The 16,631-nt window shown below is 69.9% G+C and carries 11 protein-coding genes; 9 read left to right on the forward strand and 2 right to left on the reverse strand.

What is annotated here, in order from left to right:
• The first annotated feature begins 61 nt into the window (after positions 1-61).
• The 8 genes from ACIBQ1_RS37385 to ACIBQ1_RS37420 all read left to right on the forward strand — a co-directional run bounded on the left by ACIBQ1_RS37385 (position 62) and on the right by ACIBQ1_RS37420 (position 12,363).
• Positions 62-1,429, forward strand: coding sequence for an ABC transporter substrate-binding protein (locus ACIBQ1_RS37385; RefSeq protein ID WP_397284268.1), 1,368 nt, complete (start codon positions 62-64; stop codon positions 1,427-1,429).
• Positions 1,426-2,352, forward strand: a complete 927-nt coding sequence (locus ACIBQ1_RS37390; protein ID WP_397284270.1) for a carbohydrate ABC transporter permease — start codon at positions 1,426-1,428, stop codon at positions 2,350-2,352. Before ACIBQ1_RS37385 ends, ACIBQ1_RS37390 begins: the two co-directional genes overlap by 4 nt.
• Complete coding sequence (locus tag ACIBQ1_RS37395) at positions 2,349-3,200, forward strand: carbohydrate ABC transporter permease (RefSeq protein ID WP_397284272.1); 852 nt, start codon at positions 2,349-2,351, stop codon at positions 3,198-3,200. The genes ACIBQ1_RS37390 and ACIBQ1_RS37395 overlap by 4 nt, the downstream gene beginning before the upstream one ends.
• 21 nt (positions 3,201-3,221) lie before the next feature.
• Positions 3,222-5,462, forward strand: a complete 2,241-nt coding sequence (locus ACIBQ1_RS37400) for a hypothetical protein (RefSeq protein WP_397284274.1) — start codon at positions 3,222-3,224, stop codon at positions 5,460-5,462.
• Positions 5,459-7,651, forward strand: coding sequence for an FAD-dependent oxidoreductase (locus ACIBQ1_RS37405; RefSeq protein ID WP_397284276.1), 2,193 nt, complete (start codon positions 5,459-5,461; stop codon positions 7,649-7,651). Before ACIBQ1_RS37400 ends, ACIBQ1_RS37405 begins: the two co-directional genes overlap by 4 nt.
• Positions 7,652-7,655: 4 nt before the next feature.
• Positions 7,656-8,486 carry an NAD-dependent epimerase/dehydratase family protein gene (locus ACIBQ1_RS37410; RefSeq protein WP_397284278.1) on the forward strand — a complete coding sequence of 277 codons (831 nt, stop codon included), beginning with the start codon at positions 7,656-7,658 and terminating at the stop codon, positions 8,484-8,486.
• A 175-nt stretch (positions 8,487-8,661) separates the two neighbouring features.
• Positions 8,662-10,653, forward strand: coding sequence for an FHA domain-containing protein (locus ACIBQ1_RS37415; protein ID WP_397284281.1), 1,992 nt, complete (start codon positions 8,662-8,664; stop codon positions 10,651-10,653).
• A 312-nt stretch (positions 10,654-10,965) separates the two neighbouring features.
• Positions 10,966-12,363: an FAD-dependent oxidoreductase gene (locus ACIBQ1_RS37420; RefSeq protein WP_397284283.1), complete on the forward strand. Its 1,398-nt coding sequence runs from the start codon at positions 10,966-10,968 to the stop codon at positions 12,361-12,363.
• A gap of 163 nt (positions 12,364-12,526) precedes the next feature.
• Here the strand turns inward: ACIBQ1_RS37420 and ACIBQ1_RS37425 are convergent, their stop codons facing one another.
• Positions 12,527-12,985: an Lrp/AsnC family transcriptional regulator gene (locus tag ACIBQ1_RS37425; RefSeq protein WP_397284285.1), complete on the reverse strand. Its 459-nt coding sequence runs from the start codon at positions 12,983-12,985 to the stop codon at positions 12,527-12,529.
• Positions 12,986-13,120: 135 nt separating this feature from the next.
• Between ACIBQ1_RS37425 and ACIBQ1_RS37430 the strand changes: the two genes are divergently transcribed.
• A complete protein-coding gene (locus tag ACIBQ1_RS37430) occupies positions 13,121-14,035 on the forward strand; it encodes a DMT family transporter (RefSeq protein WP_397284288.1) in 915 nt (304 codons plus the stop codon).
• Positions 14,036-14,124: 89 nt separating this feature from the next.
• On the opposite strand, the gene ACIBQ1_RS37435 is transcribed toward ACIBQ1_RS37430, so the two are convergent.
• Positions 14,125-16,509 carry a beta-galactosidase gene (locus ACIBQ1_RS37435; RefSeq protein ID WP_397284290.1) on the reverse strand — a complete coding sequence of 795 codons (2,385 nt, stop codon included), beginning with the start codon at positions 16,507-16,509 and terminating at the stop codon, positions 14,125-14,127.
• Positions 16,510-16,631 lie beyond the last annotated feature (122 nt).

A 16,631-nucleotide genomic window follows, 5' to 3' on the forward strand; every position in this document is an offset into this window, starting at 1 on the left:
CTATCCGTCATGCCGTCTTTAGCACCATTTTTCATGCTATGACCTGAACGCGGGAGTTCAGATGAAGAAGATCACCGCCTGCCTCGGTGTCGCCGCCCTGGCCACGGCCGTCGCCGCGTGCGGATCGTCCTCCGAGCCCGGGCAGGAGTCCGGCACCATCACCCTCAGGGTCCAGGGCATGCCCCCGGCGACCGACAAGCCGGGCCTGGCCTCGTTCGAGAAGATGGTCGCCGACTTCGAGAAGCAGAATCCCGGCATCGCCGTCGAAGGCTCCTCGGCCGCCTATGACCCGCTGACGTTCTCCGCCAAGCTGGCCGGCGGCAAGGTCGAAGACGTGATCAAGGTGCCGCTCACCGAGCCGCAGGGGCTCATCGCCCGCAAGCAGGTCAAGCCGCTGACCGCGGAGCTGGCCAAGTGGGCGCACTACAAGGAGTTCAATCCGCAGGTGCTGCGACCGCTGAGCGACTCCGCCGGCGAGGTGTACGGCGTGCCCCAGTCGCCCTTCGCGATGGGGCTCGTCTACAACCGCGAGCTGTTCGAGAAGGCGGGCCTCGATCCCGACAAGCCGCCGACGACCTGGGACGAGGTCCGGGCCCAGGCCAAGCAGATCGCCGGCAAGACCGGCAAGGCCGGATTCGTGCACGAGTCCAAGAACAACCAGGGCGGCTGGCAGCTCACGAAGCTGACCTACGCCTTCGGCGGAGAGATCGAGAAGCAGGACGGCGGCGGGTGGGTGGCGGCGTTCAACGCCGAACCGGCCCGGCAGGCGCTGACCCTGCTCAAGGAGATGCGCTGGACCGACGACTCCATGGGAGCCAACCAGCTCAACGACCAGAACGACGTGATCAAGCGGTTCGCTGCCGGCGAGGTCGGGATGTACATGGGCACGCCCGGCACCTACCGGCTGGCCAAGATGACCTACGGCATGCGGAACACCGACGCGTTCGGCGTCGGGCCGCTTCCCCAGGCAGGCGGGAACGCCACGCTGACCGGCGGCGACGTCTACATGGTGCCCAAGTCGACCTCCGCCGAGAAGACGGCCGCGGCCGCGAAGTGGCTGCTGTTCGCCTACGCCCAGCCCCAGTACGACACCGGCTCCGCCGCCGAACGGGCCAAGGCGCTGGCGGCCGACCCGAACGCCGCCGTGGGCGTGCCGACGCTGCCGATGTTCGACGAGGCCCGGCAGGCCCAGATCGACGAAGCCGTCAAGCCCTACGTCAACGTCAAGCTCGAGCACTTCCGGCCGTGGATCGAGGGCACCCCCAAGCTCCAGCTCCGCGCCGAACCGCCGGCGCAGGCCCAGGCCGTCTACGCCGTGCTCGACAGCGTGGTGCAGGCCGTACTGACCGACCGGGACGCCGACGTCACCGCCCTGCTCACCAAGGCCGAAACCGACGTGAACGCCAAGCTCGCCGCGAGCCGGCAGTGACGCTCGCCCCGCGCCTCGCCCGCCGCGAACCGGCGGTGACGGTCGCCCCGCGCACCGGCAGGCGGGGGAACTCCGTCATGGCGTTCCTCTTCCTCGTCCCGGCCTTCGTCGCCTTCGGCGTCTTCTCCTACTGGCCGATGATCCGGGGGTTGCTCATCTCCTTCCAGGAGACGAACCTGGTCGACCCGGCCACGTGGGTGGGGCTGGACAACTTCACCGCGCTCGTCCGGGACCCGCTGCTCTACACCGCGACCGCCAACACCCTGCTGTTCGTCGGGCTCGGACTGCTCATCGGGTTTCCCGCGCCGCTGATCCTGGCCACCGTCATGTCGACGGTGCGGAAGGGCGCGGGGGTCTACCGGTTCCTGGTCTACCTGCCGGTGGTGGTCCCGCCGGTGGTGGCGATCCTGCTGTGGAAGTGGTTCTACGATCCGGGGCACGGCCTGTTCAACGGACTGCTGGGCCTGGTGGGCATGGGTCCCTTCCCGTGGCTGGAGTCGCCCAGGACCGCGATGCTCAGCCTGGTCATCCAGTCGACCTGGGCGTGGATGGGCAGCACGGTCCTCATCTACCTCGCCGCCATCGTCACCATCCCCTCGGAGCTCTACGAGGCGGCGCAGATGGACGGCGCGTCGATCGGGCGCAGGCTGTGGCACATCACCCTGCCCCAGCTCCGCCCCACCATCGGCCTGCTGCTGCTCCTCCAGTTGGTCAGCACCACCCAGGTGTTCACCGAGCCCTACGTCTTCACCGACGGCGGCCCGGAGAACAGCACCCTCACGATCCTCCTGCTGATCTTCAGGTACGCCTTCCGCGACGGCGCCTACGGCCAGGCCGCCGCGCTCGCCTTCCTCCTGGCGATCTTCCTCGGCCTGATGTCCATGATCTACCTGCGGGCCACCCGCAGCTGGAGCTCCTCATGAGCCTGATCTCCCACGTCGAGGAGCGCCGCCCGGCGGTCAGGGCGGCCGTGCGCACGATCCAGTGGCTCACCCTGGCCCTGCTCCTGGTGATGGGCATCGGCCCGCTGTACATGACCGTCAAGGGCGCGGTCTCCCCGGCCACCGACCTGATCGCCAAGCCGCTCGAGCTCTGGCCCGGCGACCCCCGGCCGGAGAACTTCGGCACCGCCTGGAACGATCTGGGCATCGGCCACTACCTGCTCAACACGGTGCAGGTCGTCGGCGGATCCTGGGCCGTCCAGCTCCTCGTCGCGATCACCGCCGGCTACTCCCTGTCGGTGCTGAAACCCGCGCTCGGCAAGCTGATCTACGGCGCGATCCTGGCCACGATGTTCGTGCCCTACACGGTGTCGATGGCCAGCCTCTTCCTGACCATCATCGACCTGGGCCTCGTCGACTCCTACTGGTCGATCTGGCTGCCCGCGGGGGCCAGCGCCTTCAACGTCCTGCTGGCCAAGCGGTTCTTCGACGCGCTGCCGCCGGAGCTCTTCGCCGCCGCCAGGGTCGACGGCGCCAACTCCTGGCAGCTCCTGACCAGGATCGTGCTGCCGATGAGCCGCCCGATCCTGGCCGTCATCAGCCTGATCGCGATCATGCACAGCTGGAAGGACTTCATCTGGCCCCTCGTGGCCATCACCGACCCGGACAAGCAGCCGATCAGCGTGGCGCTGGCCACGCTGGCCGACCAGGCGCCTCAGGACGTCCTCATCGCCAGCATGGCGATGGCGCTGGCCCCGCCGGTCCTGCTGTTCCTGGTCTTCCAGAAGTACGTCGTCGCCGGACTCGGTTTCACCGGCGTCAAAGGCTAATCACGAAAGGCAGAACCCCCTATGCCTGAAGTCTCCCGCCGTACCCTCATCCAGGCCGCCGCGCTCGCGGGCACCGCTTCCGCGCTCACCGCCACCCCCGCCCAGGCGGACGGCCTTTCGATCTCGGCCGACGGCATCACGCTCGTCGCCGAGGCCGACGGCTCGATCGTGGTCCGCGACGGTTCGGGAGCCGATCGCCTCAGGATCGCGCATTTCATGATCAAGGACACTGTGCTCGGGCAGCAGCGCACGTTCGGCGGCACGCCGAGCCTGACCACGGTGGACGGCAAGCCCGCACTCCAGGTCGCCTACCGGATGTCGGCGAGCGCCTCGGCGGTGACCGTACGCGGGACGTTCACCGTGGCCGCCCACCGGGCGAGCCTGAGGTGGGAGGCGAGCGGCAGCGCCACGCTGACTCCCACCGGCTACATGTTCTCCCGCACCCTGATCGGCAACACGGCGCCGGAGAAGTACGTGCCCGCCACGGTCTGGACGAAGGACGCCCGCGGCGGCGTGCCGTACGAGATCAACGCCGGCTCGCTGTACCGGGAGACGTGGGCCGACACGAGCGCCTACTTCCGGCTGGCCTCCTCCAATCCGTCGTTCACCAACGCCGGCTGGATCCACGCGCCGGCGGGCGGGGACGGCGCGACGCAGGTGGACCTGGTCGTCGGCGACATGCGGCCGGGCGTGGCCAACGCCGTGGCGGCCGGCACGCCGCTGGGCGTGGACGTGTGGAACGACCAGCCCTTCGGCCTCTACGATCCCGGCGCGACCATGTCGGTCAACGCCCAGGTGGTCAACGGCGGCGCGGCCGCCAAGCCGGTCACCCTGACCTGGTGGGCCCGCGACTTCAACGGCACCGTGCTCGGCACGGGCCGGCTCGGCAAGACCCTCGGGCCCGGCGAGGCGTGGCTGGAGACGTTCGCCGTGCGAGGCTGCCCGCAGGGCATCGTGTTCATCGAGGTCAAGGCCACCTCAGGGCAGGAAGAGGCGTTCGCGCGGACGAACCTGGCCACGTTGCGGCCGTACGACTACCAGAGCGACGGCACGTTCGGCATCGCGAACTACACCTGGCTGCTCGTCCCCGACAAGGAGCAGGTCGGCCGGCTGATGCAGAAGATCGGCGTCAAGTGGGTGCGCATCGCCTACGACGGCGCGCCGGGCATCTCGCCGGCCGAGCTGGACACGCTGGGCATCGGGCACAACGTGCAGCTCGGCGGGGTGATCTTCAACGGCACGGCGGAGCAGATCGCGGCGTGGGCGGACGACCGCGCGCGGATCGCGCGTCAATCCGGGGCGGCCTACTTCGAGGTGGCCAACGAGCTGAACCAGCCGTGGATGTCGGGGCAGAAGGCGGCCGAATACGTGCGCGACGGCCTGAAGCCGATCCACGACCGGCTCAAGGACTCCGGCATCAAGCTGATGAACTGCGGGCTCGGCGGCATGGACCACCGCTGGACGGCCAACTTCCACGCGGCCGGAGGCTGGGACCTGATCGACGTGTTCGCCTTCCACCCGGGCCGGGGCAACTTCACCGCCGACTACGCCCCTCCGCCGGAGGAGTGGGAGCAGGGCTCGAACGGCTCCTACTGGAACTTCCTCGGCGCGCTGCGCAAGGCCAGGCAGACCCTCGACGAGTACGGCGGCGACAAGGAGCTCTGGCTGACCGAGGCCTACGCCTGCACCCGGCCCAACCACTGGTGGAACGACACCCACCGCCAGGCCGCCGAGAACACGCTGCTCCAGCTCGCGCTGTGCCTGTCGGAAGGCGTCGACGGCGTCAACTGGTACCAGCCCCACGACAGCACCATCCACCACCCGCAGGAGGCCGATCCGAAGAACCCCGAATACCACTTCGGGCTGCTGAATCGCGACACCAGCGCCAAGCCCGTGCTGCTGGCGTTCGCGACGGCCACGCGCCACCTGGAGGGCGCGACCTTCGAACGCTGGCACACCTTCGCCGACCCCGACCTGAAGGGCCTGCTGTTCGACACGCCGCGGGGCAGGCTGGCGATCCTGTGGAGCCGGAAGGACGGCTACATCCTCAACCGGGACCACGGTGCGGACCAGTGGTATCCGCACCCCGAGGCCTGGGTGGACCACTGGCCCACCAAGACGTCCGTGTCGCTGAAGACCTCCGGGCCGGCGGTCCGGGAGATCGACTGCATCGGGCAGGAACGCACCATCACCGCCCGCGGCCGCCGCGTGAAGGTCACGCTGGACGGCGCCCCGCGTCTCTACTACGGGCTGGAGCTATGAGATCGGAAACCCTTTCCCACGATGTGACCGTGGTCGGCGGCGGCCTGGCCGGTGTCAACGCCGCCGTCGCCGCGGCCCGGCTGGGCCGTACGGTCGCCCTGATCACCAACAGGCCCGTGCTCGGCGGCAACTCCAGCAGCGAGGTGCGCGTCTGGGTGGTGGGCGCGACGGGGCACGGCAAGAACCACAACGCCCGCGAGGGCGGCATCATGGGCGAGCTCTTCCTGGAGAACCAGTACCGCAACCCGCAGGGGAATCCGTACTTCTGGGACACGACCGTCCTCGACCTCGTGCGTCAGGAGCCGAACATCGCGCTCTTCCTCAACACCGACGTACGGGAGGTGTCGTGCTCGGACGGGCAGATCAGCTCCGTGACCGGCTGGATGATGGGCTCGGAACGACTGATCACCTTCGAGTCGCCGATATTCCTGGACTGCACCGGGGACGGGCTGGTCGGCCACCTGGCCGGTGCGCGCTACCGGATAGGCCGCGAGGGTCGCGCGGAGTACGGCGAGCCGTGGGCGCCCGAGACGCCCGACGACATCACGCTCGGCAGCACGCTGCTCTTCTACACCAAGGACGCGGGCGAGCCGGTCCGTTATGTCCCGCCGAGCTTCGCCAAGGACATCACCGGGACGTCGATCCCCGAGCGGCGCATCATCAGGGCGGGCGACAACGGCTGCGCCTACTGGTGGATCGAGTTCGGCGGCGAGCTGGACACCGTGCACGACAACGACCGCATCCGCGACGAGCTGTGGTCGGTCATCTACGGCATCTGGGACCACATCAAGAACTCCGGGAGGTTCGACGCCGAGACGATGACCCTGGAGTGGGTGGGTGCGCTGCCCGGCAAGCGGGAGTACCGCCGCCTCCTCGGCGACTACGTGCTCACCCAGCACGACGTGCTGGGCCAGGCGCCGTTCGAGGACAGGATCGCCTTCGGCGGGTGGTCGATCGACCTCCACCCGCCGCAGGGCATGTACGCGAAAGAGGACGGCGCGAAACAGCGCTACGCCGACGGGATCTATCACATCCCCTACCGGTCCATCTATTCGCAGAACGTGCCCAACCTGCTCATGGCCGGGCGGAACATCTCGGCGTCGCACGTGGCGTTCGGCTCGACCAGGGTGATGGCCACCTGTGCCACGATCGGCCAGGCGGCCGGCACGGCGGCCGCGCTCTGCGTGGCCGCCGGCCTCTCGCCCCGGGAGCTCGGCGTGCGCGACCTGCGGACGACCCTGTTGCGGGAGGACGCCTCGATGATCGGCCTGCCGTACGAGGATCCGGCGGATCTCGCTCGGACGGCAACCGCCTGCGCGTCGAGCACGTTGTCCCGGTTGGCGGTGGAGACCTCCGCCGAGCGCTGGCCGCTGGACGCGGACGCGGGGGTGATCCTGCCCGTCGACCCGGCTCTGGACGCGGTGGAGCTCATGCTCGACGCGGCCGACGGGACCGAACTGGTCGTGGATCTCTGCGATCCGGTGCTGGGCCAGAACTACGTGCCGCGGGAACTGATCGCCTCGTATGCCGTTCCGGTGGAGGCGGGCAAGAATCAGTGGGTCCGCGTGGATCTGTCCTTCCAGCCTGACCGGGCGCAGAACGCGTTCCTGCTGATCCGCGCGAACCCGGACGTCGCTCTCCACGTCGCCGACCGGCCCACCCCCGGCGTGCTGTGCCTGACCCGGGTTCCGCTGCGCCCGCAGGACGAGGCGCCCCAGCTGCTGCGGGAGTGGTCCGACGCGGGCCTGCTGCGCCGTACGTTCTGCCTCCGGACCACGCCGACGGAGGCGTTCTCGCCGGCCAAGGCGCTCGACGGCTTCCAGCGTCCCTACGAGGGACCCCACATGTGGGTGTCGGGCAAGCTCCCCGCCACCCTTGAGCTGTCCTGGCCGTCGCCGGTGACGATCGGCCGCGTCGACGTGCTGGCCGACGACGACGTGAACGAGGACCTGATCAACCTGCACCACCACCGCACGCCCTTCGAGGTCATGCCGACGCTGGTCCGCGACTACCGGCTGGAGGTGCGCCAGGATGACGGCTGGCGGACGGTCTCCGAGGTGCGCGACAACCGGCGGCGGCGCAACGTCCACGACCTGGAGCCGGTCACCACCGACGCGCTGCGGATCGTGGTCGAGTCCACCAACGGGACGCCGTACGCCCACGTCGTGGCGCTTCGGCTGTATGAGTAGACGCATGACACGTGTCCTGGTCACCGGGGCGGCCGGCCGGATCGGCCGGGCCGTCCTGGACCTGCTCGGCCGGCAGGGCATCGCGGCCAACGCCCTGGTGCTGGAAGATCCCGGGGACCTGCGGGCCGAGCTGGTCGTGGAGGGGACCGCGACGGACGCGCACGCCGTACGGACGGCCCTCGCGGGAGCGGACGCGGTGGTCCATCTCGCGGCGATCCCCACGCCTGAACGGCATCCGGCCGAGGAGGTCTTCGCCACCAACACGCAGGCCACCTACACCGTGCTCGAACAGGCGGGCCGGGCCGGGATCGCGCACGTGTGCACGGTCAGCAGCACGGCGATCTCAGGGCTGCCGTTCGCCGCGCGCACCCTCCACCCGCCGTACGTGCCGGTGGACGAGGAGCAGCCGTCCCTGCCGGAAGATCCCTACGCCCTGTCCAAGCAGGTCGACGAGCTGACCGCCCGGATGATGTCCCGGCGTTACGGCATGTCGGTGGTCGCCCTGCGCCTGCCGTACGTCGGCGGCTTCGACGAGCGCCTGCGCGACTTCGCGGCAAGATGCGAGCAGGATCCCGGCCTGCACGCGGCGGGCCTGTGGGCCTACCTCGAAACCCGCGACGCGGCCCGGGCGTGCCTGCTCGCACTCGCCCCGGGCGGCTTCCACGTCATCACCGTGGCGGCCCGGGAAACCCTCGTCTCCCACCCCACCGAGGATCTGCTGCGCCGTTTCCATCCCACGACCGAGATCCGCCACCCCCTGCCCGGCCGCACGGTCCCCCTGAACCTGGCCAAGGCCACCACGGTTCTCGGCTTCAGCGCGGAATTCCGCGTGTGAAAAACGCTTTCCGGCCCTGGGCATGATGCGCCGCCGCGCCCAGGCGCCGGACCGCCACCTGACGAGCCTGCCGGGCCGATGTGCGTATTTCTCACTTACGCGGCTGCTTTCGGTCGCACATGATGGACTTGAACTCATCGATGGCTAGATCTCTTGTCACGATAAGGAAGGCATCATGCCCCCTGCCATCGTCGGACACGACGGCCCCCTCACCGACCGCCGCTTCCCGCTCGGTGACACGCCGACCACCTTCGGCCGCAGGCAAGACTGCAGCGTGGTGCTCTCCAGCGAACGAGCATCGCGCCGCCACGCCGAGATACGCTACGAGGCAGGGCGTTACATCCTGCACGACCTGGGAAGCCGCAACGGAACGCTGGTCAACGGCAAGCGCGTCACCTCACACGTGCTCCAACCGGGCGACCTGATCACGATCGGCGACGAGCAGTTCCGCTTCCTGCCCTCCGACGACGACGCGACGATCTACGGCGCACCCCCGCTGCCGCAGGCGAGCGGACCCGCCCCGCCGGTCGATCCGGGGCCGGTACTCCGGGTGACCGTTTCCGGCGGCGGGCCCGTCGGGCTGAGCTTCGCGCTCCTCCTGGAGCACCTCATGGGCGCACGGGTCGCCGTCACCGTCTATGACGGCCGCTGGATCCAGAACGGTTCTCAGGTCGTGTGGAAGGGGCAAGATCAGGGCAATGTACGGCGCCAGCAGGTCGTCACGGTTCAGAGCCGCCAGTACATGAACCTCCCCGGCCCGGTGCAGGCTCGGCTGTTCAAGCCCGGGGCGTACTCCGAGATGTGGCCGCCCGGCCCCGACTCCATCCGAGGACACGCCCCGCGCAACCTCCGCATCGCCTACATCGAGGACACGCTGCTGGAGATGGCCGGCGAGAAGGTCGACCGCATCCGGCTCGTCCCCACCCGCTTCGATCCCGGCGAGCATGGCGACAGCGCGAAGCAGGATCATGTGCTCGCCATCTGCGAGGGTGGCCGTTCGCGCACGCGGGAGCATTTCACCGGCAAGTTCGGCACCGCCGACAGCTCGATCTACTCCCTGAACGGCCGGCACCTGCAGGATGTCGTGCTGGGCTTACGCGTCAAGTCCGACCTGCCTGACGCCATGTCGGTCCTGCTGACCGTGGCCCAGAACCGCTACCTGCTCAACGCCCTGGGCGGCGAGGGTTTCCTCAATATGCGACTCACCGACGAGGAGGCCGAGGAGGTCATCGGCATCGATCCCGTCCGTCGCGTGTTCGAGGAGTGTGTCGCCGCCAACCCGTGCATGATGGGCCGTACCGACGACGGCGACTTCCACTGCTCCACCCACGGCACCTTGTTCCTGCCGGCCCTGATCAAAGGGTCCGCCCTGTGGCGGCGGGTGCAGGAAGGGCTGGCGATGTTCGGCGTGGCAGAGCACAATCTCAGCGCCGTCACCGCCTTCCGGCTCGACATGGTGCAGCGGCCGCGCTTCACCGCGCGCCTGCACGCCCCGACGTCCGCCACGCCGGGCACCTACGGCTTCCTGCTCGGCGACGCCGCCAACGCCATCCACTTCTGGCCGGGTCGCGGGCTCAACAGCGGGCTGGCCTCGGCCATCTCTCTGGCCCGGTCGCTCAGCCAGGCCTGGCGCGGGCGGGCCTTCCGCGACGCGGACTTCATCCGCCACGAGGCGGCCATGGCGATGCTCCAGTACCGGCACAAGAGCCGTGCCTGGCAGGCGATGATCACGGCCGACGAGGACGGCGTCACCCGTGCCATCAAGGACAACATCGCCAAGGGCTGCGCCGACGCGCAGGCCGCTCCGAGTTCCGACGCGCAGGCCGCGGCGGACATCGACACGCTGATGGACCGGCTCGGGATCTTCCGGGGCCGTCTGTCACAGCGCGTCTCCGGCCTGCCCGACGACGCCGCCCTGCGTGCCCACCTCGGCCGGCTGTCGGCTGAGACCTTGCGCATCCTGGTCATCAGCAACGCGTGGGACACAGCGATCATGGGTGGTGAAGAGGTCGACATCGACATCTTCTACCGCGAGGAGCCCAAATCCGCTCCGGGTGGAGAACCTGTGTGGGCTCCACGACTCGCCAGCGAGCGCGAACAGCACACCAGGCTGATCTCCAGATCGACAAGCCGATCGCCACAGCCAACGGCACAGGCCCCCCGGTAGATCCCGGCCCGGCCCACCGAGGAGGTGGACCGGGGCCGGCCTGATCACCGCGGGACCGCCGGCAGATCCGCTTCCCCCCTGACCCGGCGGCCCACGGCGCTCGCATGCGGGCGATGCTCCAGCCGCGGTCCTCGCCCAAGCGCGTGCGGGCCTTCCCCCGACCTGAAGACGCTCGAACTCCCGCCTACCCTCCAGAACCCCTGTAGGGCGTGATCTGCATCGCCGCAGGTCAGCTCACCGCTTCTCGCGGGAGCTACGTCTCCGTCCAGAGCTGGGTAGGCTCCGAGCCATGGCCTCGATTGACGTGACCCGGTGAGCGCCACCCGTCTGCTGGTCATCGGAGCCGATGCAGCAGGGATGAGTGCGGCGCACCAGGCGATCCGGGCGGCCGGGACCAAGCTCGCCGGAACCAAGCTGGCTGTGACCGCGCTGGAGGCGACCGGCGATACGTCGTACTCCGCCTGTGGCATCCCCTACTGGGTCGCCGGAGACGTGTCCAGCGGCAACTCCCTGGTGGCCCGCACCGCCGAGGAGCACCGGGCAGCCGGGATCGACCTGCGGCTCGGCGCCACCGCGACCGGGATCGACCGGCAGGCCCGCACCGTCACCTACCAGGATGCCGATGGTGAGCAGGTGCTGGGCTACGACGAGCTGGTGATCGCGACCGGTGCGTCGGCCGTGGTGCCGGACTGGGCCATCGACCCCGGTACCGGGCAACGGTATGCCGGCGTCGCGCCGGTCAAAACGCTCACCGACGGCGCTGTCTGGTTGGACCTGCTCGCGGGACTGCCCAAGGGCGGCGGTCGGGTGGTTGTCGCCGGTGGCGGCTACATCGGCGTCGAGATGGCCGAGGCCGCCAGGAGGCGTGGCCACGAGGTCACCGTGATCACCCGCGCTCGGGTGATGAGTTCCCTGGACCCGGACCTGTCCGCCCGGATCGAGAAGGGGATGCACGAGGCGGGAGTCCGGGTCGTGGTCGGCTCACCGGTCGTGCGGCTGGACGTGGCGGACGGACGGGTGCGTGGCGCGTACACAGCCGAAGGCGAGCACTGTCCGGCGGACCTGGTCGTGCTGGCACTGGGGATCACACCGAACACCGGTTACCTTGACCTCGACAAGTTGCCGAGCGGCCCAAGCGGCGGTTTGCGACCCGAGCCGGACGGGAGCCTGGCCGACGGGATCTGGGCCGCCGGTGATTGCTGCGAGATCCGGCATCGGCTCACCGGCACCTGGACCTACATGCCGCTCGGCACCCATGCCAACAAACAGGGCCGGATCGTCGGCACGAACCTCGTCACACCAGGCGCGCTGCGGTTCGGCGGCGTGCTGGGCACCGCGATCACCCGATTCGCCGTGGGCACGACCTACCTGGAGATCGCCCGCACCGGTCTGAACGAGCGTGAGGCAGCCGCCGCCGGCATCGAGGTGACGTCCCTGGTCACCGAAGGCAGCACGGCCAGCGGCTATATGAGCGAGGCCGACCCGGTCGCGGTGAAGTTGCTGGCAGCGCCGTCGGATCATCGGCTGATGGGGGCGCAGATCGTTGGCGGGCGTGGCGCGGGCAAACGTATCGACACCGTCGCCACGGCGTTGTGGCACGGCGCGACCGTTGACGACCTGGCCTGGTCCGACTTGTCCTACGCGCCGCCGTTCGCCACCGCGTGGGACATCGTCCAGGTCGCGGCCCGGCGGCTGGCCGACAGATTGTGAGCCACTGGATGCGTACGATCTGCGGCGAATGACAAGCCACAGGATCTCTCACCACGGTCATCGTGGGGCTCAACGGTTATCTACCGCACGAGCAATGCCTCGGCTGAGGAGCCGACCGCGGCCGGTATCCGACCCATGCCGTGCGGAGCCTGGGTCTGCGAGGCTACGTTGCCTGGCCCGTGGGAGGGACGGGTGCCCAGGGCTTCGGGGAGGAGAGCACGAACGAGGTGGCCGGCTTGCCGAGCTCGTTGAGCGCGTCGATCAGCGGTTCCAGCGCGGCGATGTCGGGGACGACGACCCGCATGAGGTGGTCGTCGGTGCCGGTGATCCGGTGATCCTCCAGGACGTTCGGCGAGTCGCGCGCGATCTGCGCGGCAGTCAGGGACTGGCGGCGGCCGGCGGTCGACAGGATGAGGAAGGCCTGGACCGGCAGCCCGACCCTGGAGGGATCGACGCGGGCGCTGTATCCGGTGATGACGCCGAGACGTTCCAAGCGGCGCACGCGGGTGGCGACCGCCGGCGGGCTCAGGCCGATCCGGCGGCCGAGCTCGCGGTAACCCAGGCGGGCGTCGTCCTGCAGCAGGCCCAGCAGTTGCCAGTCGACGGCATCGAGATCGGCCATATCGTGATCACGTCCTCAGGCTTGACAATCGACAAGTTTTAGAGCGACATATCTGCATATTCTGTATCCCGTCGCTGGTCGCGTCATTCCTACTGTGGCCCTTATGTCCTACCTGTCTGTCTCCGGGATGCGGCCATGAGCCGCCGTGGCTGGGCTCTGTTCGGCGCGGTGTCCGTGCTGTGGGGCGTGCCGTACCTGTTCATCAGCCTGGCGCTGGAAGGCCTCGGCGCGGTGTCCGTCGTCGCCGTCCGCGTGCTGCTCGGCGCCCTCGTCCTGCTGCCCTTGACCCTGCGCCGCGGGCTGCCGCGAACGCTGCGCGCCCACCTGCCGCGCCTCGCCGTCCTCGCGCTCGTGGAGGTCGTGGCGCCCTTCACGCTCATCGCCGTCGGCGAACTGAGCGTGTCGTCCGGCCTCACCGGAGTGCTGATCGCCACCGAACCGCTGTTCGTACTGCTCATCGGGCTGGTGTGGAAGGGATCCGACCGGATCACCAGCGGCGCGTGGGCAGGTGTGGCGGCCGGCTTCCTGGGCGTGATCACGTTGTTCGGCGTCGGCGGCGGGGGGCCCGGCATGCCGCTCATCATCGCGGCCGCCGCCTGCTACGGCCTCGGCGCACTCCTGGTGCGCCGCTGGTTCGCCGGCGTGCCCGGCATCGTGGTCACCACCGCGATGCTGCTCCTGGCCACGCCGCCGCTGCTGGCGCTCGCAGCCGTGACCGATCCCGCGCCCCAGCTCACGACCCAGGTGCTGATCGCCGTCCTGGTCCTCGGGGTGGTGTGCACCGCCGGCGGCTTCACCGCCTTCTTCGCCCTCATCTCGGCGGCCGGGCCGGTCAGGGCCTCGTTCATCACGTACGTGGCACCGCTCGTCGCGGTCGCGGCCGGGGTGCTCGTCCAAGGTGAACCCGTCACGTTCCGCATGGTCGCCGGCACAGTCCTGGTCCTGCTCGGAGCGTCTCTGGCCGTCCGCACCCCGGCCCCGCCGGCGCCGGACACCCACGGTCCTCAACCCGCGATCGGCTCAGAGCCAGGCCGCGAGGCAAGGGCGTGACCAGGCCCGGCCCGCCCCCTCGCCCTCGTTCACGAGACACCCGGCCTTCGGCCTTCGCGTCGTAGACCCCATGAACCAGACCCATGAACTCAGTTCCGTGACTGCGACAGTTCCGTCGTCGTGAGGACCACCCGGCCCACCCGCACCACATCCACGGAGGCGACGACGATGCCGTCCGGGACCTGCCGCACGGCCGGGTCGATCCACACGCCGGTGTCGCGGCGCCAAGGCAGCAGTTCGAGCCGCACTCCGTGCTCGGCGACCTCGTCACGCCACGGTGTGAGGTCAATGTCCCAAGTACGCCCGTGCCAGAAGTGGTCGCCGATGAGCCGGTCGCCCACGTACGCGCGGCCGACATCGCCGGTCCAGGTCACGCGCAACAGCGCGCGGTCGATGCCGTCGAGCACATCAAGCGGCACGTCCAGGTGCACGCGTGCTGCACCGGAGTAGTCGGTGGGCGCGCTGAGCCGGTCCATCGGCCCGCCACGCACCGGATCGGGGGGCGCGGGGGCGTGCGGGCGCAGGTCGGCGGCGATCGTCCGGGTCCCCGCGCCGGGAACGCTCACGGACCAGGTTCGCCACGGCCGCCCCTCATGGGGTCCGTCGATCTCGCCGCCGTCGGCGGTCAGCCCGGCGGGAGCCGGCAGGAGCGACACGGTGCACCGATCGGTGTCCGGTTGGAGCACGAGCGCGCCGTCCAGGGCGTACACCGGCACGTCGGACAGGACGAGCCGCTCGCGGCCCGCGACCCGCAGCCGGTACAGGCGGTTCGCGCTCGCCTCGTCGAGGACGAGGACCCGCACGCCGGGCAGGTCGACGATGCACTCCGTTCCGGGATCGGCGATGTCCACCACTGTCGTGTCGCCGGCGGACCGTGTACGGGCCGCCGTCCCGCCGGCTTCCACCTCGCCGTCGAGTACGAGCTCCACGGGGACCCCGTCGGTCGCGCACAAGACGACGAGATCGCCGTGCTCATCGGTGATGCGGGTGAGGAGTCGCGCGGTGGCACTTCGCAGCATGAGCCCAGGTGTGAGCGGGTAACGAAGCGGCCACACCAGGGACACCCCGGCGGGAACGTCGAGCGGCCTGGTCGGGACGGTAAGGTCGGCGTCCTCGAACGACACCGTGACCTGAACGTCCTTCTGCGCGTCGAGCGGCCGCTTGGGCGGCTGGTACGTGGTCAGGAAGAGGTAGCCGCTGTGCCCGTCCGAACGGACGGCCCATCGCAGCTCGCCCGGGTCGTCGCTGCCACCGCCGACGGTGACGCCCATCGTCGCGAGCCGGGCGCCTTCTTCGGCCAGCCAGAGGTGCTGGCGGCGCAGCAGGTGGTGGTGCGGGCGGATCTGGCCGTGCTCCCCGATCGGGGCGTAGAAGTCGTAGCTCAGGCTCGGCACGTCGTTGGGGTATCCGGTGGCGTGGGACTCCTGCTCGGTGCCGTGCGGCCCGACCCGCTGGGTGCCGCCGGCGTACATGTAGTAGCCCTGCCAGGTCGACCCGCTCCCGATCTTGGCCAGCGCGAGCGCGGCCACGTCCTGGGCCGTGACCAGCGGGCGCCGGTGGTAGGCGACGTGCATGCCTCCTCCGATTTCGCAGGTGGCGTAGGGGGTTGCGTCGTCGTCCTTGAGCGGGACCGCGCCGGGGTCGAGCACGATGCCGTCGAGCGCCTCGCGCAGGTCCGCGCCCACCGACAGGTCGTCGCGGACCTCGCTGTAGCGGAAGTGGTGGGCCGCGAACGGAGGCCACTCCGTGTGCGAGTCCTCCCAGAATCCATCGGAGTAGGCGCTGTAGAGCGGGAGCAGCGTCTCGGGCACCAGAGCGCCGCCCCAGCCCGTCGCCGTCCACAGGGGCACCCGCAGTCCCAGGTCCTCGGCGATGCGCCGGAGCATGGCGAGATGCTGCGGCTGGTCGTACAGCTCATTGTCGATCTGGACACCGACCACGGGTCCGCCCTCGGCATGGGTGAGGCCGGCGAGCCGGCCGATCGTCTGGGCGTAGAGCGCGCGCGCCAGTTCGAGGTAGGCGGGGTCGTTGGTGCGGGTCTTGAGCCCGCGCTCGACGAGCCAGTCCGGGAACCCGCCGCCGCGCGCCTCGCCGTGTGCCCACGGGCCCATCCGGACGACGACGTCCAGGCCGTGGCGTGCGGCGAGCTCGATGAACGCGCGCAGGTCGAGGTTGCCGTCCCACCGGAACCGGCCGGGCTCCGGCTCGTGGGCCTGCCAGAGTACGTACGTCGCCACGGAGTCCAGGCCGCCGGCGCGTGCGTGTCCGAGAATCTCGTTCCATCGCTCGCGCGGGATGCGGGAGTAGTGGATCTCCCCGGTCACCGGGAACCACGGCTTGCCGCCGCGTTCGAGCCACCGGCTCGTGACCTCGATCCGGTCCGCCGTTCTCGGCGCGTCACCCAACGGCAGGTGTCCCCGGCGGGGCGGGGACTGCGGGGAGACACGCAACGTGCGGACCTCGTGATTGTCCATCGTTCTCCTTCAAGAGTTTGCACGGACCGGGGGGCGCGTGGGAGCACCGTCGCCGGCCGCCCATGAGGCACGTGAATGAGCGTATGGCCGGTTGACCGGGCGGGCCGATAGGCGTTTCACTG

The sequence above is a fragment of the Nonomuraea sp. NPDC050153 genome, from assembly GCF_044460125.1.
In the GTDB taxonomy this organism is placed as follows: domain Bacteria; phylum Actinomycetota; class Actinomycetes; order Streptosporangiales; family Streptosporangiaceae; genus Nonomuraea.